Source organism: Campylobacter concisus (assembly GCF_002092845.1).
Lineage (GTDB): Bacteria > Campylobacterota > Campylobacteria > Campylobacterales > Campylobacteraceae > Campylobacter_A > Campylobacter_A concisus_AQ.
Window position 1 is genome coordinate 23,449 of the sequence record NZ_LVXF01000005.1, and the last position, 22,055, is coordinate 45,503.

18 protein-coding genes and 1 pseudogene are annotated in these 22,055 nt (G+C 39.9%); all 19 read left to right on the forward strand.

Translation table 11 applies throughout. From position 1 onward, the window contains the following. Window positions 1–3: 3 nt before the first annotated feature. The 19 genes and pseudogenes from A3854_RS02345 to A3854_RS02435 all read left to right on the forward strand — a co-directional run bounded on the left by A3854_RS02345 (window position 4) and on the right by A3854_RS02435 (window position 21,958). Window positions 4–582 carry a DNA-3-methyladenine glycosylase I gene (locus tag A3854_RS02345; protein WP_084041162.1) on the forward strand — a complete coding sequence of 193 codons (579 nt, stop codon included), beginning with the start codon at window positions 4–6 and terminating at the stop codon, window positions 580–582. Beyond that, a pseudogene (locus tag A3854_RS02350) lies at window positions 582–1,430 on the forward strand (DNA ligase). The gene A3854_RS02345 and the pseudogene A3854_RS02350 overlap by 1 nt, the downstream one beginning before the upstream one ends. 80 nt (window positions 1,431–1,510) lie before the next feature. Continuing rightward, on the forward strand, window positions 1,511–2,494 hold the full coding sequence (gene galE, locus A3854_RS02355) for a UDP-glucose 4-epimerase GalE (protein ID WP_084041163.1): 984 nt from the start codon (window positions 1,511–1,513) through the stop codon (window positions 2,492–2,494). 8 nt (window positions 2,495–2,502) lie between these two features. Then, the gene (locus A3854_RS02360) at window positions 2,503–3,825 is read left to right on the forward strand and encodes a UDP-glucose dehydrogenase family protein (protein WP_084041164.1); all 1,323 of its coding nucleotides are present in this window, start codon (window positions 2,503–2,505) and stop codon (window positions 3,823–3,825) included. Next, window positions 3,822–4,262 (forward strand): ecotin family protein, encoded by a 441-nt coding sequence (locus A3854_RS02365; protein ID WP_084041165.1) that lies wholly within the window; start codon window positions 3,822–3,824, stop codon window positions 4,260–4,262. The genes A3854_RS02360 and A3854_RS02365 overlap by 4 nt, the downstream gene beginning before the upstream one ends. Next, complete coding sequence (locus tag A3854_RS02370; protein ID WP_084041166.1) at window positions 4,259–5,491, forward strand: nucleotide sugar dehydrogenase; 1,233 nt, start codon at window positions 4,259–4,261, stop codon at window positions 5,489–5,491. The genes A3854_RS02365 and A3854_RS02370 overlap by 4 nt, the downstream gene beginning before the upstream one ends. 8 nt (window positions 5,492–5,499) lie before the next feature. Continuing rightward, window positions 5,500–7,626 carry an STT3 domain-containing protein gene (locus A3854_RS02375; protein WP_084041167.1) on the forward strand — a complete coding sequence of 709 codons (2,127 nt, stop codon included), beginning with the start codon at window positions 5,500–5,502 and terminating at the stop codon, window positions 7,624–7,626. Continuing rightward, complete coding sequence (locus tag A3854_RS02380; protein ID WP_084041168.1) at window positions 7,626–9,143, forward strand: MATE family efflux transporter; 1,518 nt, start codon at window positions 7,626–7,628, stop codon at window positions 9,141–9,143. The genes A3854_RS02375 and A3854_RS02380 overlap by 1 nt, the downstream gene beginning before the upstream one ends. Beyond that, a complete protein-coding gene (locus A3854_RS02385; protein WP_084041169.1) occupies window positions 9,144–9,905 on the forward strand; it encodes a glycosyltransferase family 25 protein in 762 nt (253 codons plus the stop codon). Next, on the forward strand, window positions 9,906–10,838 hold the full coding sequence (locus A3854_RS02390; RefSeq protein WP_084041170.1) for a glycosyltransferase family 2 protein: 933 nt from the start codon (window positions 9,906–9,908) through the stop codon (window positions 10,836–10,838). Continuing rightward, on the forward strand, window positions 10,835–12,631 hold the full coding sequence (locus tag A3854_RS09765; RefSeq protein ID WP_257639864.1) for a glycosyltransferase: 1,797 nt from the start codon (window positions 10,835–10,837) through the stop codon (window positions 12,629–12,631). The genes A3854_RS02390 and A3854_RS09765 overlap by 4 nt, the downstream gene beginning before the upstream one ends. Beyond that, on the forward strand, window positions 12,628–13,752 hold the full coding sequence (gene pglJ, locus A3854_RS02400; RefSeq protein WP_084041171.1) for an N-acetylgalactosamine-N,N'-diacetylbacillosaminyl-diphospho-undecaprenol 4-alpha-N-acetylgalactosaminyltransferase: 1,125 nt from the start codon (window positions 12,628–12,630) through the stop codon (window positions 13,750–13,752). The genes A3854_RS09765 and pglJ overlap by 4 nt, the downstream gene beginning before the upstream one ends. Continuing rightward, the gene (locus A3854_RS02405; RefSeq protein WP_084041172.1) at window positions 13,745–15,844 is read left to right on the forward strand and encodes an STT3 domain-containing protein; all 2,100 of its coding nucleotides are present in this window, start codon (window positions 13,745–13,747) and stop codon (window positions 15,842–15,844) included. Before pglJ ends, A3854_RS02405 begins: the two co-directional genes overlap by 8 nt. A 2-nt stretch (window positions 15,845–15,846) precedes the next feature. Beyond that, window positions 15,847–16,962: a N,N'-diacetylbacillosaminyl-diphospho-undecaprenol alpha-1,3-N-acetylgalactosaminyltransferase gene (pglA, locus tag A3854_RS02410; RefSeq protein ID WP_084041173.1), complete on the forward strand. Its 1,116-nt coding sequence runs from the start codon at window positions 15,847–15,849 to the stop codon at window positions 16,960–16,962. After that, window positions 16,955–17,560 carry an undecaprenyl phosphate N,N'-diacetylbacillosamine 1-phosphate transferase gene (gene pglC, locus A3854_RS02415; protein ID WP_021088589.1) on the forward strand — a complete coding sequence of 202 codons (606 nt, stop codon included), beginning with the start codon at window positions 16,955–16,957 and terminating at the stop codon, window positions 17,558–17,560. Before pglA ends, pglC begins: the two co-directional genes overlap by 8 nt. Then, window positions 17,547–18,137, forward strand: coding sequence for a UDP-N-acetylbacillosamine N-acetyltransferase (pglD, locus tag A3854_RS02420; protein ID WP_084041174.1), 591 nt, complete (start codon window positions 17,547–17,549; stop codon window positions 18,135–18,137). The genes pglC and pglD overlap by 14 nt, the downstream gene beginning before the upstream one ends. A gap of 48 nt (window positions 18,138–18,185) precedes the next feature. Then, on the forward strand, window positions 18,186–19,277 hold the full coding sequence (gene pglE, locus A3854_RS02425; protein WP_084041175.1) for a UDP-N-acetylbacillosamine transaminase: 1,092 nt from the start codon (window positions 18,186–18,188) through the stop codon (window positions 19,275–19,277). Further along, on the forward strand, window positions 19,278–21,059 hold the full coding sequence (pglF, locus tag A3854_RS02430) for a UDP-N-acetylglucosamine 4,6-dehydratase (configuration-retaining) (protein WP_084041176.1): 1,782 nt from the start codon (window positions 19,278–19,280) through the stop codon (window positions 21,057–21,059). Window positions 21,060–21,061: 2 nt separating this feature from the next. Next, the gene (locus tag A3854_RS02435; RefSeq protein WP_084041177.1) at window positions 21,062–21,958 is read left to right on the forward strand and encodes a PDC sensor domain-containing protein; all 897 of its coding nucleotides are present in this window, start codon (window positions 21,062–21,064) and stop codon (window positions 21,956–21,958) included. Window positions 21,959–22,055: the final 97 nt, after the last annotated feature.

Genomic DNA, 22,055 nt, shown 5'->3' on the forward strand with positions numbered 1-22,055 from the left:
CAGATGAGGCGATGTGAATGGGCAAAAGGCGAGCTTGACATAGCTTACCACGATAACGAGTGGGGCAAAGTCGTAAAAGATGATAGAAAATTTTTCGAAATGATAGTTCTGGAAGGCTTTCAGGCGGGACTTTCGTGGCATGGAGTCCTTCAAAAAAGAGAGGCGATGAGAGAGGCGTTTGATGGCTTTGATCCAGAGAAGATCAAGCTTTACGGTGAGGACGAAATAGCGAAATTTATGCAAAATGAGAGGTTGATCCGCAACAGATTAAAACTAAAATCGCTTTCTGTAAACGCCCTTGCGTTTTTGTCCGTAACCAAAGAATTTGGCAGCTTTTACGAGTATCTGTGGGGGCATTTACTTAAAAAATTTGACCCGAAATTTGACGGCAAACAGATCATAAATCACTATCAAGACATCAAGCAAGTGCCAGCCACTACGCCGATGTCTGACTTTGTGGCAAAGGAGCTAAAAAAGCGAGGGTTTAAATTTCTAGGCTCTGTTAGCACCTATGCCTTTTTGCAAAGTGTGGGCGTGGTGGACGATCATATGGACTATTGTTTTTGTAAGGCAAAAGCCTGATTAGAATAATTTTTGCGGTTTTACTCCTTTTAAATTTTGCATTTTCTCTTGAACTGCTGCGACTTAGCGAGTATAAAGATCAAAATGTCAGTGGCTGGCTAGCTAGCGAAAAGCTTGATGGCGTGCGTGCCTACTGGGACGGAGAGAATTTACTCTCAAGGCAGGGCAAAAAGCTAAATGCACCGCTAAGTTTTACTAAAAATTTTCCAAAATTTGCACTTGATGGCGAGCTTTACGCAAAAGAGCTTAAATTTGAAGAAATTCAAGCTACCGTGATGGATAAGCTGCCAGACGAAAAGGCGTGGAGCAGGCTAAAATTTCATATTTTTGATGTGCCTGAGGCAAGTGGTGGCTTGCTTGCCAGACTTGAAGATTTGGCTAAATTTCTAAAAAATGAGCCAAATCACAATTTAATCATCATAAAATAGATAAAAATGCTAGATAACGCCCAGTTTTTGAAATTTACTGAAAGTATCATCGTAAAAGGCGGCGAGGGAGCAGTCGTGCGTGAGCCAAATACGCCGTACGAGCGAAAAAGAAGCAAAAATGCACTGAAATTTAAAAAATTTAAAGATGCCGAGTGTGAAGTAATCGCTATAAATAAAGGTAGCGGCAAATACGCAAAATTTACTGGCTCGCTTACATGCAAAGCGCTTGGTGGCAAGCAGGATGAAGAAAAAGCTGGTGAGCCAAAATCTGGCACTATCTTTAAAATAGGATCGGGACTAAGCGATGAAAAGCGCCAAAATCCCCCAAAAATAGGCTCTATCATCACATATAAATTTCAAAATTTAACAGCCAAAGGCAAGCCAAGATTTCCAATATTTTTAAGGGTTAGAGAAGATTAAAATTTATTCAAAAGCCTTGCTTTACTTTTGCTTTACCCTATTTTTGATAAAATTAACCACTTTTTACGAAAGGCTTAAACTTGAAAATTTTAGTAACAGGTGGTGCTGGATACATCGGCAGCCACGTAGTAAAAGCACTTTTAAAGCAAGGCAATGATGAGATAACCATCATCGATAATCTCTGCAAAGGCTCACAAAAAGCACTTGAAGCACTCCAAAAAATAGGAAATTTTAAATTTATAAACGCAAATTTAGAGGATGATCTAAGTGAAATTTTTGAAAATGGTAAATTTGATGCAATCATCCATTTTGCGGCGTTTATCGAGGTTTTTGAGAGTATGAGCGAGCCACTAAAATACTATCTAAACAACACCGCAAACGTTGCGAGGGTGCTAAGATACGCAAAAACTTACAATGTAAATAAATTTATATTTAGCTCAACTGCCGCAGTTTATGGCGAGCCAGACGTGGCGGAAGTGAGCGAAACAACGCCTACAAATCCGATAAATCCATACGGCAGAAGTAAACTTATGAGTGAGCAGATCATTAAAGACTACGCCGCTTCAAATGAAAATTTTAAATTTGCAATACTTCGCTACTTCAACGTGGCAGGTGCAGACGAAGAGGGGCTGATCGGTCAAAATTATCCAAATGCCACGCACCTTATCAAGGTAGCTGTGCAAACTATACTTGGTAAGCGCGAGAGTATGGGCATCTTTGGCGATGACTATGCGACAAAAGATGGTACATGCGTAAGAGACTACATTCACGTTAGTGACCTAGCAGACGCCCATATAAGTGCGCTGGAGTATATCGGCCAAAATGGCAGTGAAACTTTTAACGTGGGATACGGTAGAGGATTTAGCGTAAAAGAGGTCATCGAGACCGCAAAAGAGGTGAGTGGGGTAAATTTTAAGGTGCTAAATGCGCCAAGAAGGGACGGCGACCCAGCTATCCTTATCTCAAATGCGAGCAAGCTGCGCTCGCTAACAAGCTGGAAGCCAAAAAGAGACGATCTAACACTCATCATAAAAACCGCCCTTGAATGGGAAAAGAAAATTTAAGGATAAGCATGAAAGTAGCAGTAATCGGAACTGGATATGTTGGGCTAGTAAGTGGTGCATGCTTTGCCAAAATGGGTAACAGCGTGATCTGCGTCGATGTCGATGAAAAAAAGATCGAGGCACTAAAAAACGGCGTCGTACCGATATATGAGCCAGGGCTTGCTGATATCGTGAGCGAGTGCTACAAAAATGGTTCGCTTAAATTTAGTACGCAGATAACTGAGGCGCTAGAGCATGCAGATGTGCTATTTATCGCAGTTGGTACTCCTATGGGCGCTGATGGACAGGCGGATTTAAAATATGTCCTCTCGGTGGCAAAATCTATCGGAGAAAATTTAAGCAAACCGCTAATCGTAGTCGATAAATCAACCGTTCCAGTGGGCACTGGAGCTAAGGTGCATGAGGTGATCGAGGCTGAGCTTAAAAAGAGAAATGTAGAGGTTAAATTTGAAGTCGTTTCAAACCCAGAGTTTTTAAAAGAGGGCGCTGCGGTTGAGGATTTTTTAAAGCCAGATCGCGTGGTTATCGGAGCTAGTAGTGAGTGGGGCTTTAGCGTGATGAGAGAGCTTTATGAGCCATTTATGAAAAATCACGACAGGCTCATTTGCATGGACGTAAAGTCAGCCGAGATGACAAAATACGCTGCAAATTCGATGCTGGCAACAAAGATAAGCTTCATAAACGAGATAGCAAATATCTGTGAACGCGTGGGTGCTGATGTAAATTTAGTAAGAAAAGGTATCGGCAGCGACTCGAGGATCGGATATAGCTTCATCTATCCAGGCTGCGGATACGGCGGTAGTTGCTTTCCAAAAGATGTCGAGGCGCTCATCTATACAGCTAGGCAAAATGGCTTTGAGCCAGAGCTTTTAAACGCGGTCGAGTCAAGAAATAAGGCTCAAAAAAGAGTGCTGTTTGATAAAATTTATAACTTCTTTGGTGGCGATCTAAAGGGCAAGACGATTGCGCTTTGGGGGCTTGCGTTTAAACCAAACACGGACGATATGCGCGAGGCTAGCTCGCTAACTTTGATAAAACTTTTGGATGAGGCTGGCGCAAAAGTGGTGGCGTACGATCCAAAAGCAAGCGAAGAAGCTAAAAAATATATGCCAAATTTAGATGTAAAATACGCTAAAAATAAATACGACGCTCTTAATGGCGCCGATGCAATGGTGCTTGTAACCGAGTGGAGCGAGTTTAGATCGCCTGATTTTATGGAGATCAAAGAGAGGCTAAAAAATGCTGTCATATTTGACGGGCGAAATCAATACAACGCTAAAATTTTGGCTGAGCATGGATTTAAGTATTTCCAAATCGGAGTAAAGGCATGAGAAAATTTTTACTTTTTATCGCGGCTTTCGCGCTTCCCTTTGCACTTTTAGCAGGCGAAAACGTGCCAAAAACCGAGGAAAATATTTTTGAGTTACCTATCTCAAAGATGCCGCCTGATTATTTTAAATACGAAGTCGCATTTTTTAAAGAGATAGAAATCGACTGCAACTTCGCCTTTTTGCTTGGTGGAAAGCTCGAGGAAAAAGAGGACGCGCGCGGGATTTATTACGAATTTAGCGGCGGTGACGAGCTAGCGCAAACGATGATGCTCTGCAAGGACGGAAAGAAAAAGAGGCAGGTTTATTACGAATTTACTAAAATTTTACCAGGCATTAGCCCTATTAGAATCATAACTCCAAAAGGTGTAAGTGCGGAAATAAGAATGTATGAACGCGTAAAAAAGATAGAAGCAAAAAAGAAAGGAAAAAGTAAATGAAAATAGCAGTAGTAGGACTTGGATATGTGGGACTTCCACTAGCAGCAGCTTTTAGTGAAAAGTACGAAGTAGTCGGCTTTGACGTAAATGCAAAACGTATAGAAGAGCTTAAAAGTGGCTATGATAGAACGCTTGAGCTTAGCAATGAGCAGATGAAAAAAGCGATCGATAATGGCATGAAATTTAGCCTAAATTTAGATGACATCAGAAGTTGCAACTTCTTCATCGTAACCGTCCCAACTCCGATAGATAAAAACAAACGCCCTGATCTAACCCCAGTGGTAAAAGCGACTGAGAGCGTAGCAAAGGTGCTTAAAAAAGGCGATATCGTGGTCTATGAAAGCACCGTTTATCCAGGCGTTACAGAGGAGATTTGCGTGCCACTTCTTGAAAAGAGTGGTTTAAAATTTAATAAAGACTTCTTCTGCGGCTACTCTCCAGAGCGCATAAACCCAGGCGATAAAGAGCACACAGTGACAAAGATCAAAAAGATCACAAGTGGCTCAACTCCTGAGATAGCCGACAAGGTCGATGAAATTTACCGCTCTATCATCACAGCTGGCACTCACAAAGCTTCAAGCATCAAAGTAGCCGAGGCTGCAAAGGTCATCGAAAATACACAGCGTGACATAAACATCGCCTTTATAAACGAGCTTGCGATGCTGTTTGAAAAGCTTCATATCAACACCATTGACGTGCTTGAAGCTGCTGGCACGAAATGGAATTTCTTAAATTTCCGTCCAGGTCTAGTTGGCGGACACTGCATCGGAGTAGATCCATACTACCTCACTCACAAAGCTCAAGAGGTAGGCTATCATCCAGAGATGATCCTAGCGGGTCGCCGTATCAACGATGACATGGGCAGATACGCAGCTGATCAGGTTATAAAACTAATGATAAGAAAAGGCGTGCTTATCAACAAAGCTCGCGTGCTTGTCCTTGGTATGACATTTAAAGAAAACTGCCCAGATATAAGAAATTCTCGCGTTATAGACGTGGTTGATGAGCTAAAAGATTTTGGCTGCAAGGTCGATGTGACCGATCCTTGGGCTGATAGTGCTGAGGTAAAACATGAGTACGGCTTTGATCTAGCGAAAGAGTATAACCTAGATGACTACGACTGCATCGTGATCGCCGTAGCTCACAATGAGTTTAAAAAGCTAAATTTAAAAGGCCATTTAGTTTACGATATAAAAAATATCTACCCAGAGGCTGACGCTAGGCTGTAAGGAATTTAGTGCACAAAGTAAGCGTAAATTGTAAAATTTTACTTATATTTCTGGCTGCTTATTTGTTTGGATTTGCGGCTAGAATGCTTTGGGTATTGTGGGCAAAGGATATGCCAGAGTTTTACTTTAATGGCGAATTTATGCTTACGACAAATGACGCATACTATTACGCAGAGGGTGCTAGAGACATGCTGGCTGGCTTTCATCAGCAAAATGACTTTAGCCCCTTTAATCACCCAATCTCAACTATAGTTTTTTATATTTGCAAAATTTTTCCTTTTAAGATCGAAAGCGTGATGTTTTATATGAGTGCGCTTTTAGCTCCTCTTATCGCCCTTCCAGTTGTTTTGATATCAAATGAGTTTAAGGCTCTTAGGGTAGGAGCTGTGGCTACATTTATGAGTGTTATCTTGCCAAGCTATCTTTCAAGGACATCGCCTGGATATTTTGATAGTGACATGTTAAATGTCACATTTGCGCTTTTTATCATCTATTGTTTAATTAAGCTAATAGACACAAGAGGGCGTAAATTTATCATTCTTCCAGCTCTTTTTGTAGCGATCTATCTTTGGTGGTATCAAAGTTCATATCCACTTATTTTAAGTATTGTATTTATTTTTTTATTTTATACGCTTATTTTTATGCGAAATAGATTGGAAAATTATCAAGCGATATTTTTTATGTTTATAAGTATTGTAAGCTTAAATATTTTTACCAAAGATCCACTAATATCAAATAAAATTTTAATTTTTAATACAGCCACTATATCTTCATTTCACGTCATTTTTTGTAAATATAAAAATTTACTCTCAGCTAGAAATTTATCCATTTTTCTTACTTTAATGATAGCTATTTTTATCTATTTTGGTGGTTTTGATTTCATTACTTCAAAAATTGGTATTTATGTTTTTAAAAGCAATGAAATTCTTAGCGATAAATTTTACTTTATAAATGAGCATAACTTCATCAGCGAAGTAAAAAGTGCCAGTCCTTTGTATTTTATATATTTCATGTCAGGAAATATTCTTATATTACTGGCAGCTATTATTGGATACTTGCTACTTTGCTTTAAATTTCGTCCATTCTTACTTACTTTGCCAATGCTTGGACTTGGACTCCTCTCTTTCTTTAGCGGAGTTAGATTTGTTATGTATGTAACACCACTTGTTGCGCTTGGTTTTGGGTATTTCTTGCATTTTTTTTTAAATTTATTTGATCTTAGAAATTCCATTAAAAATTTATCATTTTTAGTTTTTGCTGTAGTTGCCATTGCTATAAATTTAGATTTTGCTTATTCATATAGGCCAAACACTGTAATTAGCCATGATGAAGCAGTAGCGCTTGATGGGCTCAAAAAGCTCACTAAGCGCGATGATTATGTATTTTCATGGTGGGATTACGGGTATGCTATAAGGTATTTCGCTGATGTTATGACTTTAAACGATCCTGGTAGACAAGGTGGCGAAAATAATTATTTTGTTAGCCTTGCTTTGAGAAAAGATGAGGCATTTTCGGCTAGACTTGCAAGAGTGGCAGTTACGTATAATGACATCTCACTTGAGCAAAATGTAAGACCAATAGATAAAATTTTAAAAGACTACAACACAAGCGATATAAATACTTTTTTGAGCCAGCTTGAGAGTGAAAATTTTTCTCAGCCGGTGGCAAAGAAGGCGGTTTATTACTATCTTGTACCTAATATGATTGACATCGCACCAAATATCTTTAGATATAGCTATATCGACGTCACAACTGGTAAAAGGCAAAAAGAGGATTTTTATCATGTTAGTGCATTAAATGGCGTTAGCGAAGCTGGTATCGACCTTGGAGATGGCTATAATTTGCCTACAAATGAGCAAAAATTTATCATGCATAACGGTGAAAAAATAGCCGTAAAATCATTTTATAAGGTAAAAGGTGCTGGAAGAGATTTGCGAATAGATGAAAAAATCATAGATGAAAACGCCAAAATTTATGTGGTTTTTTTGGAAGACTATGCGCGGATATTGTTGCTTGATGAAAATGCTTTTAACTCATCTTTTGTGCAGCTTTTTATATTTGAGCGAGCTGATGAGCGATACTTTGAGCCATTTATCATTTCAAATGGCGTAAAAATTTACAGGTTAAAAATCTAATGTTAATCAATCTAATAAGCTCGATCGTCGTTTTTGTCGTATCAATGGGCATAAATTTCTTTCTTACGCCATTTATCTTAAAAAGTCTTGGCAACGAGGCATTTGGCTTTGTGGGACTTAGCAACGCCATAGTTAGCTACGCAGTAGTCGTAAGTGTAGCCATAAACTCGGTCAGCGGGCGCTTTGTCGCTCATGCGTGGCACAAAAAAGATCTAAGCCTTGCAAACACCTACTACTCATCAGTGCTTGTCGTAAATATCTTCTTTTGCGCCGTTGTTGTGGTGCTTAGCTCCATTTTTATACTAAATTTGCAAAGCCTTTTAAATGTCCCTGAAAATCTACTCTTTGACGTGAGAATGACTCTTGTTTTTTACTTTATAAATTTCTGCGTTGGGCTATTTAACGGCGTTTTGACGGTTTGCGCCTTTGTGACAAACAAGCTCTATCTACTCTCCATCAGAAACGCCATCTCAAGCGCGATCCTAGCGATCCTTATCGTGGCGCTCTTTTTCTTTTTTAAGCCGTTCATTTCATACATCGCCATTTCAGCGCTAGTTGCAAGCCTTTTTGTCTTTTTTAGCACCATTTTTATGTCAGCTCGCATCACGCCGGAGCTAAAATTTAGCCTTAGTAAATTTGACTTTTCCAAGATCAAAGAGCTTTTAAGTTCTGGGATTTGGAACAGCTTTAACGCGCTAAACCGCATACTTTTAACGGGTATGGACCTGTTTATCTGCAACATTTTCGTAAATGCAAATGCTACTGGCCTTCTTTCAGTCGCCAAGGCCGCCCCTATCATACTTGAGAGCTTTGTAGCACAGCTTAGTGGTATCTTTGCACCAAAATTTGTCGAGCTTTACTCTAAAAATTTGATCACAGACCTCATAAAAGAGGCTAAATTTTCAATGAAAGTGATCGCCTTTGTGATGAGCGCTCCGGCCGCATTTTTTGTCGTTTTTGGGCTTGATTTTTACACGCTTTGGCTACCTTTTAAAAGCCAAGACGAGGTCAAATTTATCTATAGTGTCTCGATGATCACGCTAGTGCCTATCGTCTTTATAAGCTTTGTTTTTTCGCTTTTTAACCTTGATAGCGCTACAAACAAGCTTCGCCGACCAGCCATTGCCAACACTATCCTTGGCGTTAGCACGATCATAGCGCAGATCGCACTACTCAAATGTAGTGACTACGGCGTTTATGGCATCGTCGTCGTCGCAGCCATTTTTTATAGCATAAGAATTCTTGGCTTTGACCTCATAAATGCTGCTTTAAATTTAGAGGTGAAGCTCACCACATTTTACGGAGTTTATTTTAAAAATTTAGCCGTTTTTGCGCTTTGCGTGCTTGCGATGTTTGCCTGCAAGGACTTTGTGAGCTTAGATAACTGGTTAAAATTTGCTATCTTTGCTGCGATCTACGCCGGCGCAGCTTATGTTTTGGGATATTTTTTGTTTTTTAATGCTTTTGAGCGAGGCATAGTCTGGCGTAAAATTTTAAAAAAATTTAAAAGGTCTTAAATGGATGAAATTTACCTGATCTCTTTGGCTAAAGACACTAAAAGGCGCGAGCTTTTGCAGCAAAAATTTGCCTCTTATGATAGCTTTAAGCTAATAGACGCAGTTGATGGCAGGGAGCTAAACGCGAGGGAGTATTACAAGATCATTTCGCCATCATTTAAAGCTTACGGCAAGGTTTTAAGCCCAGCAGAGGTTGGCTGTTCGCTCTCGCACGTAAAAGCTTACGAGACATTTTTAGCAAGTGAGGCAAAATTTGCTCTCATCTTTGAAGACGACGTGATTGGAGATGACTTAGCTATAAAAGAGGCCTTTTTAGCAGCTAGCAAGATGTCTGAAAATAGCGTGCTCATATGTGGCATGCAAGATGGGCTAGAAGGCAGGTTTAGCGCCTTTGGCAAAAAGGTGGATACTAGCCTAAGTAGGCCACTTTGGCAGGTCTCAAAGCACTCATTTTCAAGCATTTATAGAGCAGGGGCTTATGTGTTAACTAAAAAAAGTGCTAAAAATTTGCTTGAAATTCATAAGTGTGCGCTTTGCACGACCGATGTTTGGGACTATTTGCTTGGTGTTAATGATATGCAGATGTACTTTTGCGATCTCTTTTCGCACCCAACTGATCTAAGTGGCTCAAACATCGAGGGCGAGCGCCTTGAGAGGGGATACAGGGCAAATTTAAAGGCCTATATCAAGACAATTAAATTTATACTTTTCTCACGGCTTGAAAAGCTTCAAGGCTATGAGAGAATTTTTAAAAGGGGCTAAATGAGCGAGCCATTAATCAGCATCGTAACCGCGACTTACAAGCGTCCAGAGCTTTTAAAAAAGGCCATAAAAAGCGCTCTAGCTCAAAGCTATAAAAATTTAGAAATAATTGTAACTGACGACGGCGATGACGAGAGTGCGAGTGAAATTTGCAAGAGTTTTAACGACGCAAGGATTAAGTTTGTAAAAAACACCGCTCACAAAAAGAGCCCAAATGGCAACAAGAATAACGGCTTTGATAACGCAACAGGCGAGTTTATCTGCTTGCTTGACGATGACGATGAGCTAATTAGCGAGGCGATCGCTGAGTGTTATAAAATTTTAAAAAGTGGTGAGTACTCGTGCGTTTTTGCAGACGCGATCTGCGAAAAAGATGGTGTGATGACTGAGGTTATGGCTGGTAGAAGCCCTTATAATAAGAGCGGGGTGATGAGCAAGGTGGATTATCACTGCGGGCGGATAAATGGCGAGTATTTTAAGCTTTTTTCACGTGAATTTATAGATGATTTTAGGCTTGATGAGAGCAGTTTTGGTGGCGAAAATGAGCTTTACATCCGTTTTTTTGAAAAAAGTGTCTTCTATCTTAAAAAGCCACTTTACATCTACCGCATCGCAAGAAGCGATAGTGCTACGCTAAATGCCGGCAAACACGCGCTAAATGTGGCAAACGCTTACATCAAAACAGCAAACTTGCACTACGACATCGCTATTAAAAATGAGCCAAAATTTCTAGCTATGCAGTATAAAAACGCCGCTTACTACGCCAAAATAGCGGGCGAATATGGCCTTATGCTAAGGTGTATCTTTAAAAGCCTTAGTATTAAATTTAGCAAAGAAGCGTTTATATTTTTGCTGCTTAGTCCGCTTCCAAGTGGCATTTTACCAGCACTCTCAAGGCTTAGAGTGAAGATAAAACAAAGGTTTGGCGTATGAGGATATTATTTGTCACATCAACGCTTAGAAGTGGCGGTGCAGAGCGAGTTTGCGCGGTGATCGCGTCAAGATTTAGCTTGGATCATGATGTAAGCCTTGTTAAATTTGACAAAGATGAGCCATTTTACGAGCTAGCAAGTGGCGTGAAACTCATAAATTTAGGCGTTGGGGCTGATGAGCTTGGCTTGGTTGGAAATTTAAAAAAGAGAGTTTCAAAGGTGCTTGCCCTAAGAGCGCTCATAAGAGAGGGCAAATTTGACGCTGTGATATCCTTTTTAGACGCCGTAAATACCTTGGTGCTATTTAGCTCGGCTGGGCTAAAAACGCCTATAATCATAAGCGAGCACACAAACTATCTTGCACCAAAAAGAGCCATTTTTAAGGTGCTAAGACGCATAAGCTATCCATTTGCAAACGCGCTTAGCGTCTTAAGCGACGAGGATCTAGGACATTACTCAAAATTTTGCAAAAATGTGATGAAAATTTACAACCCACTCTTTGAAGAGGTGCGCAGTGAGAGCTTTGATAAAGAAAATTTAGTCATCTTTGTTGGCAGACTAAATAAGATAAAAAACTGCGAAATGTTTGTAAGAGTGGCTGCAAACTTAAAGCAAAGCGGCTATAAATTTGCTGTCGCTGGAGATGGCGGCGAGAGAGCAAATTTAGAAAATTTAGCCAAAAATTTGAGCGCTGATGTCCAGTTTTTAGGCAATGTAAGCGACATCGCCTCGCTTTATAAAAGAGCAAAAGTGCTGCTCTCTTGCTCAAATTTCGAGGGTCTTGGAAACACCTTGATAGAGGCGATAAACTATGACTGTGTGCGGGTTGCAACAAGAACTAGCGGGGCAAAAGAGCTTATAAAAGATGGCTTTGATGGCTTGCTTTGCGAGATAAATGACGCTGATCAGATGAGCGAAAAGCTTGCAAATTTGCTGCAAGATGAGGCAAAAATGGGCGAATTTGTCAAAAACGCAATTAAAGAGCAAAGGGCTGATCTGATAATTAGCTTTATCGACTGGACAAACGTCGCTTGCGTGCTGGCAAATGCTGGGCTAAAGAGCAAACTAATAGCAACCGAGCATCACGAGCATAGCTATCTAAAAAGCAAAATCGCAAGCGCTATGCGCGACTTTTCGTATAAATTTGTAGATGGCCTAAGCGTGCTAAGCAAAAGCGACTACGACTACTATAAATTTGCCAAAAACCGCGAGGTCATCCACAACCCACTTTTTATCGACGTGCCTGAAATTTGCGAGAAGCAAAACATCATCTTAAGCGTGGCAAGGCTGGAGGCGGTAAAGGGCTATGATATCTATTTTGAGGCACTTAGCAAGGTGAGTAAGAGCTTGCTTGATGGCTGGGAGATAAAGATCGCAGGTAGTGGCAGACAGGAAGCCGAGCTAAAGCAAATGGCTTCAAATTTGGGGCTTAACATAAAATTTCTAGGTCACATAAGCGACGTCACAAAGCTTTATAGCGAGGCAAAAATTTTTACTCTTAGCTCACGAAGCGAGGGGCTTTCAAATGTGCTAATAGAATCAGGCGCCTTTGGTTGCGCTAGGATAAGTAGCGACACCGTGGGCGCAAGAGAGCTTATAGATGACGGCACGAACGGGCTTATCTTTAAAAATGGCGACGCAAATGATCTAAAAGATAAGCTTGAGATGCTTTTAAAAGATGAAAATTTAAGGCAAAAACTAGCAAAAAACGCCAGCGAAAGTGCAAATTTATTTAGCAAAGAAAATATCATCAAGCAGTGGCGAGAATTTATAAAAAAGGTTGTTAGCAAGTGAAAAAATTAGCCGTTTTTTTATACTCGATGGGGCCTGGTGGGGCTGAGCGAAATGTGGCAAATTTACTGCCATTTTTGGTAAAACGTTATGAAGTTCATCTCGTCTTAATGAGCAAGGTCATCGCTTACGAGATCCCAAGTGAAGTAAAAATCCACTTTATAGAAAATAGCGATCCTTACGAGAGCGGGCTAAAGAAGCTTGCAAGGCTCTTTTTAGCAATGCCAATGCTTGCCTTTAAGTATAAAAAACTTTGTCAAAATTTAAACATCGATACGCAGTTTGTGCTGATGAACCGCCCCTGTTATATCGCTGCAATAGCTAGAATTTTGGGCCTTAAAAAGAGGCTAGTTATTAGCGAGAGAAGCTGTCCATCGATCCTATACAAAGACGATCTAAGCGGTAGGGTTAATAAATTTTTACTCACTCATCTTTATAAAAAAGCTGATCTAATCCTAGCAAATGCAGCTGGCAATAAAGAGGATCTAGTAAGAAATTTTGGCATGAGTGAAGCCAAAACAAAGGTGCTTTATAACGCCCTTGATCTAAAAACTATAAATTTACTAAAAAATGAGCCACTTGAGAATGGTTTTAAGCCATTTTTCATAAACATCGGCCGCCTTGATAGCGGTAAAAATCAAGCCATGTTAATAAAAATAATCGCCTCCATTAACGACCCTCGTGCCACGCTTGGCATCCTTGGTAAAGGGCCTTTAAAAGATGAGCTACAAAATTTGATAGACAAATTTGGCGTGGGTGATCGAGTAAAGCTTCTTGGCACTGATAAAAACCCATTTAGACACATAAAAAATGCCTCTTGCTTGCTTTGTGCTTCGCGTTTTGAGGGCTTTTCAAATGTCCTTTTAGAGACGCTAGCGTGCGAAAAAACTATCATCTCAACTGAGCACAAGAGTGGTGCAAAGGAGCTTTTGGGCGAGAGTGAGTTTGGTATTTTGGTACCAGTTGATGACGAAAATGCGATGAAAGAGGCGATGGTAAAGGTGCTTAATGCGCCTGAAATAAGGCAAAATTTTGAAAAGGTTGCGTATAATCGGGCTAAATTTTTTGATAGTGAAAACATAGCGAGCGAGCTTATAAATTTTTTGGAAAATCCTAATGAATAGAAATTTATTTTTTAAAAATTACTCTTTATACTTGATGATATTTGTTGCAGTCCTTTTTAGCGTGGTTTGTAGGCTTTACTGGGTCTTTTGGGCGAGCGAGTATCCGGTATTTTTCTGGAACAACGAGCTAATGATCAGTACAAACGACGGCTACGCATTTGCTGAGGGCGCAAGGGATATGCTGGCTGGCTTTCACCAAGAAAATGACCTTAGCTACTACGGCTATCCGCTCTCGACGTTTACTTACTGGATCGTGAAATTTCTAGGCGTCAAGCTTGAGACGGCGATGATTTATATGAGCGTGTTTTTCTCATCGCTTGTGGCTGTGCCAGTCATCTTGATCGCAAATGAGTACAAGCTAAAATTTGCTGGCTTTATAGGCGCACTTCTTGCAGTGGTTGCAAATAGCTACTACAACCGCACCATGGCAGGATACTACGATACTGACATGCTCATCATCCCACTTAGCGTCTTTGTTGTTTGGGGGCTTGTTAGAGTGCTTGAGAAAAAGGACGCAAAGAGCCTGATAATAGCACCTTTAAGCGTGCTTATCTATATGTGGTGGTATGCGAGTGCGTTTTCGCTTATTAGCATTTTAACTGGGCTATTTTTACTTTACACGCTCATTTTTGATAGGAAAAATCCACTTTTTTACCTTGAAATTTCGCTACTTTTACTTGCCATTTCAAATCTTGATATAACGCTTAAATTTATCGCTATCATCGCTATTTATACGTTTTGTCTTTTTAAAAAAGAGGTGATAAATTTAAAAATTGCTCTTGGTATTTTGGTAGTTGTTTTTATTGTTTTTGTAATTCGTGGCGGGCTAAATCCGATTATTTTTCAGCTTAAATTTTACGTCTTTAGAGGAAGTCCAGAACTAAGTGGTATGAGCTTTCACTTTTTTAATGTCAATCAAACTATCCAAGAGTCAAGCGTGGTTGACTTTGTGCTATTTTGCGAGAGGATCAGCGCAAATGTCATCACATTTTTGATCTCGCTTGCTGGCGTTGCTCTTTTTTGCTTTAAATACCGCTCATTTGCCGTCTCGCTTGGCATGCTAGCACTTGGCTTTTTGGCATTTAAAAGTGGCCTTAGATTTACCATTTACGCTGTGCCTATCATGGCGCTTGGTTTTGGCTATTTAGTGGAATTTATACTTTCAAATTTAAAGCTAAAAGGAGCGGTGCTAAATCTTGCGAGAGCTTTTATAACCGTGCTTGCTCTTACTCCAGCGCTCATTCATATCTATGGTTACAAAGCTGAGCCAGTTTTTGTGCACAAAGAGGTTGAAATTTTAAATAAGCTAAAAGGCATCGCAGGACGCGAGGACTACGTGGTTGCGTGGTGGGACTATGGATATCCGATCAGATATTACAGCGATGTTAAGACGCTCATTGATGGTGGAAAGCACCTTGGACGTGAAAATTTTGCCGTGAGCTTTGCGCTTGGAAGCGATGAGATGAGCTCGGCAAATATGGCAAGGCTTGATGTTGAGTACACAGAGAGAAATTTTAAAGAGAGATTTAATGGCAACTTGGCTCAAATTTTAAAAGAGAGAAATGCAAGCATTGATCAATTCTTTAACGATATAAAAGAGGCAAATTTTAGCCTGCCAGCAAAGACTAGGGATATTTACTACTACTTGCCAGATAGGATGCTTGGTATTTTTCCGACCATTTTGCAATTTAGCAAGATCGATCTAAAAAGCGGTAAAAATTTAAACAACGGCCTTTTTATCGTTACAAGAGCGATCTCTCAAAATGAAAATGGCATTAGACTAAATGGTGGATTTACGCTCACAAGTGATGTCACAAATTTAATCTATGATGGCAACATCTTGCCTCTTAAATCTTTTATAGAGACTGACTACAACGAGGCTGGCAAGCTAAATGTAAAAGAGTATAAAAATAATGAAAGCTCAAACATTTCTGTCATTTTTATGAGGGATTATGGCAGATTTATCATCCTTGATGAGAGCATTTTAAATAGCGCCTACATCCAGCTTTTCGTGCTTGAAAGATACGATCCTAAGGTCTTTGAGCCAGTCATACTTGACGGGGCGGCAAAAGTTTATAGGCTAAAGAGGTAAAAATGGCAAGGATAGGATTTTTAAGCCATGCTGATATGAGCATACACTTTTTTAGACGCCCTATTATGCAGGCTTTAAAAGATATGGGACATGAGGTTTTTGCTATCGCTCCAAAAGGAAATTTTACTAATGAGCTTGCTAAAAGCTTTCATGCTGTCACCTACGAGCTTGACAAGGCGAGCCTAAATCCACTAACTGTGATAAATAACTCAAAAAAACTATCTAAAATTTTAGGTGAGCTAAATTTAGACCTGCTTCAAACTGGCGCTCACAAGTCAAATGTCTTTGGCACATTTGCTGCTAAAAACGCTGGCATAAAGCACGTGATAAATTTGGTTGAAGGCCTTGGTAGCTTTTATATAGATGATGATATTAAGACAAAGGCCGTGCGTTTTGTCATGGAGAGCCTTTATAAGCTCTCTTTTGCAAAGGCTGATGCTTGCATCTTCGTAAATGACGCGGATCCAGACTATCTGATCTCTAAAAATTTGATAGATAAAAGCAAGGTGTACCGCATAAAAAGTGTCGGCGTCGATACTGCCAAATTTGACCCAGCTATCACGCAGGCAGCGGACTTGGGTGAAAAAAAGGTTATTTTAATGATCGCCAGAGCCATGTGGCACAAGGGCGTTCGTGAATTTTACGAGGCAGCAGAAATTTTAAATGGCTATAAAAACTGCGAATTTGTCTTTGTGGGCGAGGGATTTGCTGGTAATAAATCAACCGCAGACGAGAGCTTTTTAAAAGGTGGCAAAGTGCGATATCTTGGCGCTAGAAACGACATACCAGAGCTTTTAAAAGCTTCTTATCTGCTGGCACTTCCTAGCTACAAAGAGGGCTTTCCAAGAACGGTTTTAGAGGCGATGAGCATGGCTAAAGCAGTCGTTGCAAGTGACGTGACAGGCTGTAATGAAGCTGTAAAAGATGGCTACAACGGGCTTTTATGCAAGGTAAAAGACGCAAATGACCTTGCTAATAAGATAAAAATTTTACTTGATGACGAAGCGCTTTGCACTAAGCTTGGACAAAATGGCAGGGACTGGGCAGTTAGTGAGTTTGACGAGAAGCAAATCGCAAAAAGATATATAGAAATTTATAGGAAATTTATAGATGTATAGAAATTTTTTAAAGAGGGTGATTGATATTTTGGGAGCACTATTTTTGCTCATTTTAACATCGCCCATCATCATAGCAACGGCGATTTTTATCTATTTTAAGGTTAGCCGCGACGTCATTTTTACGCAGGCAAGACCAGGGCTTAATGAGAAAATTTTTAAAATTTATAAATTTAAGACGATGAGTGACGAGCGTGACGCAAATGGCGAGCTCTTGCCAGATGAACAGCGTCTTGGTAAATTTGGCAAACTGATCCGCTCGCTTAGTCTTGATGAGCTGCCACAGCTATTTAACGTGCTAAAAGGCGACATGAGTTTTATCGGACCAAGGCCGCTTTTGGTCGAGTATCTACCCATCTATAACGAAACGCAAAAGCACCGCCACGACGTGCGCCCAGGTATCACGGGTCTAGCGCAGGTAAATGGCAGAAACGCCATAAGCTGGGAGAAAAAATTTGAGTACGACGTCTATTACGCTAAAAATTTAAGCTTTATGCTTGATGTAAAGATCGCATTACAGACCATCGAAAAGGTGCTAAAACGAAGTGGCGTCAGCAAAGAGGGGCAGGCTACGACGGAGAAATTTAATGGCAAAAACTAAGAAAATTTACATCTACGGAGCAAGCGGTCACGGGCTAGTCGTAGCTGACATCGCTAGAAATAATGGCTATGATGAGATAGTTTTTTTAGATGACGCTAGCGAGCGTAAATTTAGCCCAGAGCTTGAAAAAGCTGACATTATAATAGCCATAGGTGATAATAAAACAAGGCAAAAAATCAGCCAAAAAGTAGAAGCTGCTGGCTTTGATATAGTAAATTTGATCCATAAAAGTGCGGTTGTGAGCGAAAGCGCTGTGATAGAAAAAGGCGTAGTTGTCATGCCAAATGCCGTTATAAACGCAAAAGCTCGTATAAAAGAGGGCGCTATCATAAACTCTGGTGCGGTGATAGAGCATGAGTGCGACATAGGTAAATTTGCTCACATCAGCCCAAATGCAGCCCTTGCTGGAAATGTTAGCGTGGGCGAATTTACGCACATAGGTATCGGCTCAAGCATCATTCAAGGTATAAGTATTGGCAAAAACTGCATCATAGGTGCTGGAAGTGTGGTCGTTAGAGATATAAAGGACGGCATAAAGGCTTACGGCGTACCTGCATGCGAGCGTGCTAAGATATAAATTTAAAAATAAGTGCTAAAATCGCCAAAAAATCACGAAAGGGATGAAATGGATAGGGTTTTTTTATCTCCACCAAATATGAGCGGAAAAGAGCAGGAATATATAAAAAAAGTTTTTGAAAGCAACTATATAGCGCCACTTGGTGAATATGTAAATAAATTTGAAGAAAGTATAAAAAACTACACTGGAGCAAAAGATGCTCTTGCACTAAGCGCTGGAACGGCTGCGCTTCACCTAGCACTTCGCGTCCTTGGCGTGAAAGAGGGCGACTTTGTGCTGGCTTCTAGCTTTACTTTCATGGCTTCAGTCTCGCCTATACTTTATGAAAAAGCAACTCCAGTATTCATAGACTGCGATGAGAGCTGGAATTTAAGTCCAGAACTACTTAAAAAAGCAATATCAAATTTACCTAAAAAGCCAAAGGTATTAGTCGTTACTCATCTTTACGGACAAGCTTCAAAGATGAAAGAAATTTGTGAAATTTGCCAAAACGAGGGCATCGCTTTGGTTGAAGATGCAGCTGAAGCACTTGGTGGATTTTACGGCGGTAAGGCACTTGGCACATTTGGCGTGATGGGTGCATATAGTTTTAATGGCAACAAGATAATCACCACTTCAGGTGGCGGTATGCTAGTTGGTGACAAGGAATTTGTAGAAAAAGCAAGATTTTATAGCACTCAAGCTAGAGAGCCACTGCTTCACTACGAGCACAAAGACTATGGCTACAACTATCGCTTAAGCAACGTATTAGGTGCTATTGGCGTGGCTCAGATGGAAATTTTGGAAAAAAGAGTCGAGCAAAAGAGAAAAGTCTTTGAAATTTATGAAAAAGAGCTTGTCGATATTTTAGAATTTATGCCAGAACTGCCAAATTCTCGTGGTAACAGATGGCTGACAACTGGCGTTTTTGCTAAAAAAGATGCACATTTAAAAGTTATCAAAGCACTAGCTGATGAAAATATTGAGAGTCGCCCACTTTGGAAGCCTATGCACTTGCAGCCTGTATTTAAAGGTGCGTTAAGCTTTATCGATGGATATAGCGAAGATCTGTTTTCAAGAGGAATTTGCTTGCCAAGTGGCAGCGATATGAGCGAGGAGACGCAAGCAAGAGTGATAAAAATAGTCAAGGAAAATGCGTAAATGTTTCATGCAACAAAGTTAAAAAGGCTCATATTTTTCCTTCTTGGCGATGTTTTTATATTTATCTTTTCGATATATGCGGCTTATCTTTTAAGATTTAACGCTGACATCCCAGATATCTATGTGCAGGGGCTTTTTGTAACGGCTGGATTTTTGATAGTATTTAAACTCTTTTTTATGTGGATGTTTAAAATTTACAAGGTGCCGTGGAGGTTTTTTGGATTAAACGAAGCAAGAAAAATTTTCTTAGCTCACGTTTGCTCAGCTGTTTTATTTACGATCATTTTTTTTATCATTCAAGATTTTTTAAATCCATATCCAAGAAGCGTTATTTTCATTGATCTTCTTATTTCATGCTTACTTGTTGGGCTTTTAAGAATTTCAAAACGCATGGTGCTTGACTTTTCAAACAAACCTCACAAAGGTGAGCCTTGTATCGTTATAGGCGCTACCTCAAAAGCGCTTCACGTCTTGCGTGGCTTAAAACAAGGGTATCTTGATTATTACGCAGTTGGTGTGGTAGATGGCAGGAGTGATCTTGTTGGCACTTATTGTGATGGATTTTTAGTGCAAGATAAAAAAGAGATACCAAGCCTTATAAAAGATTATGACGCAAAGACCGCTATCATCGCGCTTGCATTAGATCAAGATGAGCTTCAAGCTCTAGTTGATGAGCTAAGTGGATATGGCATAAGAGATATGAAACTCTTCTCTCTTATCGAAAATGAGCCGATCAAGGATATCTCGATCGAAGACTTGCTCGCTAGAAAGCCAAAAGATTTAAACCCAGAGGCTATTTCAAATTTCTTAAAAGATAAAAGAGTACTTGTCACTGGAGCTGGTGGCAGTATAGGAAGTGAAATTTGTAAGCAATGCTTAAAATTTGGTGTAAGTGAGCTTATAATGGTCGAGCATAGCGAGTTTAACCTTTATAAAATAGGCGAAGATACAAAAGATAAAAGAACTATTAGCAAGCTTGTAAATATCACAAATTTAAAGGACTTTGAAGAAGTTTTTGAAGAATTTAAACCTGAGATCGTCATCCATGCGGCAGCATATAAACATGTGCCACTTTGTGAGCTAAATCCTCGCTCAGCAGTTGAAAACAACATCCTTGGCACAAAAAATGCAGTCGATCTTTCTAAAAAATATGGCGTTAAGAAATTTGTCATGATCTCATCAGACAAGGCTGTGCGCCCAACAAACATAATGGGTACAACTAAGCGCGTTTGCGAGCTTTATGCACTAAATTCAAACGAGGCAGGTGTTTGCGAGATAGTTTGCGTTCGCTTTGGTAATGTCCTTGGCTCAAGCGGCTCCGTCATACCTAAATTTAAAGCGCAGATCGCTGCAAATAAGCCACTAAGCGTCACTCACCCAGAGATCACAAGATACTTTATGCTTACATCTGAAGCATGTCAGCTAGTCCTTCAAGCAGCCTCTATCGCAAAAGGTGGAGAGCTTTTCGTACTTGATATGGGCGAGCCTGTTAAGATCGTCGATCTTGCTAAAAAGATGCTTCTGCTTTCAAACAAAGAGCATCTGGGTATCGAATTTGTAGGGCTTAGACCTGGCGAGAAGCTTTATGAAGAGCTACTTATCAACAAAGATGATGTGCAAACCAAGTATGAATCGATCTTTGTAACGCATTCAGAGCCTTACGATTTAGCGCTTTTAAACTCGCAGATAAGTGAGCTTTTGCAGCTTGAAGATGATGAGGTAGCACCTGCACTTAAAAAGATCGTTCCTGAGTTCAATCACGCATTAAATTTAAAAGGTTAAATTTGGTTATTAAAGATATTAAGAGATTTAGTGACACGAGATATAAGGCAAGGGCGTATATTTGTTATTTATTTAGTAGAAATTTGCCAAATAGACTGCCCGGAGTTTGTTTAGAGAACATAAAAGCTGGCTTTGATAAGATCAGCCACGAGATAGAAAATTTTGACGCATTGTATATCTTAGACGAAAATGGCGTGCAGATTGAAGACTCGATCAGCCTAAATGAGAAGTATAAAATTCCAAAGGGCGAAAACCGCGCAAATAAAGCCTACTACTACACTGCAGTGCGTGAGAAAAGATGCGTTTTAAGCGATCCATATCCATCAAGCCTAAATGGAGGTTTATGCGTCACAGCAAGCGTGCCTATCTATAATGAAAAAAATGAGCTTAAATTTATCGCCTGCATCGACATAAGCCTAGAAAATATCCTAAATATGGTCGATAGCGGCTTTGTTGAGGAGCATTTTGGTAGATTTTTAAAGACTGTTTACACACTATTTTGTGCCTCACTTTTTATGATCTGCGCATTTTTGTTTTGGCACGGTGTAAAGAGCTTTATCTCAAAGAGCATCGAGCATATAAATGTCGAAGAAATTTTTGAATCAACTATCATTTTAACGCTAGCCCTCGCCATTTTTGACCTTGTTAAGACGATATTTGAAGAAGAGGTGTTAGGTAAAAATCACGAGGAAAATAGCGTTATTTATAAGACGATGGTGAGATTTATCGGCTCAATTATCATCGCACTTGCAATCGAGGCGCTCATGCTAGTCTTTAAATTTGCTATCACTGCACCTGAAAATATCATAAATGCTATCTATCTAATAGGCGGTGTGGCGATGCTGATGGCGGCACTTAGCTTTTATCTTTTCAGCGTAAAAAGACAAGAGAACAGATGATCGCTATTATTGATTATGGTGCGGGCAATATCAAAAGCGTGATAAATGCTTTTAAATTTCTTGGACATGAGTGCGTTTTAGTAAGTGAGCCTAATAG

Excerpts from the sequence above, each read along its gene's own strand:
- A3854_RS02390 (WP_084041170.1), top strand. The coding sequence starts at position 9,906 with ATGAGCGAGCCATTAATCAGCATCGTAACCGCGACTTACAAGCGTCCA.
- pglD (WP_084041174.1), top strand. The coding sequence starts at position 17,547 with ATGGCAAAAACTAAGAAAATTTACATCTACGGAGCAAGCGGTCACGGG.
- A3854_RS02405 (WP_084041172.1), top strand. The coding sequence starts at position 13,745 with ATGAATAGAAATTTATTTTTTAAAAATTACTCTTTATACTTGATGATA.
- A3854_RS02385 (WP_084041169.1), top strand. The coding sequence starts at position 9,144 with ATGGATGAAATTTACCTGATCTCTTTGGCTAAAGACACTAAAAGGCGC.
- pglC (WP_021088589.1), top strand. The coding sequence starts at position 16,955 with ATGTATAGAAATTTTTTAAAGAGGGTGATTGATATTTTGGGAGCACTA.
- pglE (WP_084041175.1), top strand. The coding sequence starts at position 18,186 with ATGGATAGGGTTTTTTTATCTCCACCAAATATGAGCGGAAAAGAGCAG.
- A3854_RS09765 (WP_257639864.1), top strand. The coding sequence starts at position 10,835 with ATGAGGATATTATTTGTCACATCAACGCTTAGAAGTGGCGGTGCAGAG.
- A3854_RS02365 (WP_084041165.1), top strand. The coding sequence starts at position 3,822 with ATGAGAAAATTTTTACTTTTTATCGCGGCTTTCGCGCTTCCCTTTGCA.
- A3854_RS02370 (WP_084041166.1), top strand. The coding sequence starts at position 4,259 with ATGAAAATAGCAGTAGTAGGACTTGGATATGTGGGACTTCCACTAGCA.
- A3854_RS02345 (WP_084041162.1), top strand. The coding sequence starts at position 4 with ATGAGGCGATGTGAATGGGCAAAAGGCGAGCTTGACATAGCTTACCAC.
- pglA (WP_084041173.1), top strand. The coding sequence starts at position 15,847 with ATGGCAAGGATAGGATTTTTAAGCCATGCTGATATGAGCATACACTTT.
- pglF (WP_084041176.1), top strand. The coding sequence starts at position 19,278 with ATGTTTCATGCAACAAAGTTAAAAAGGCTCATATTTTTCCTTCTTGGC.
- A3854_RS02380 (WP_084041168.1), top strand. The coding sequence starts at position 7,626 with ATGTTAATCAATCTAATAAGCTCGATCGTCGTTTTTGTCGTATCAATG.
- A3854_RS02360 (WP_084041164.1), top strand. The coding sequence starts at position 2,503 with ATGAAAGTAGCAGTAATCGGAACTGGATATGTTGGGCTAGTAAGTGGT.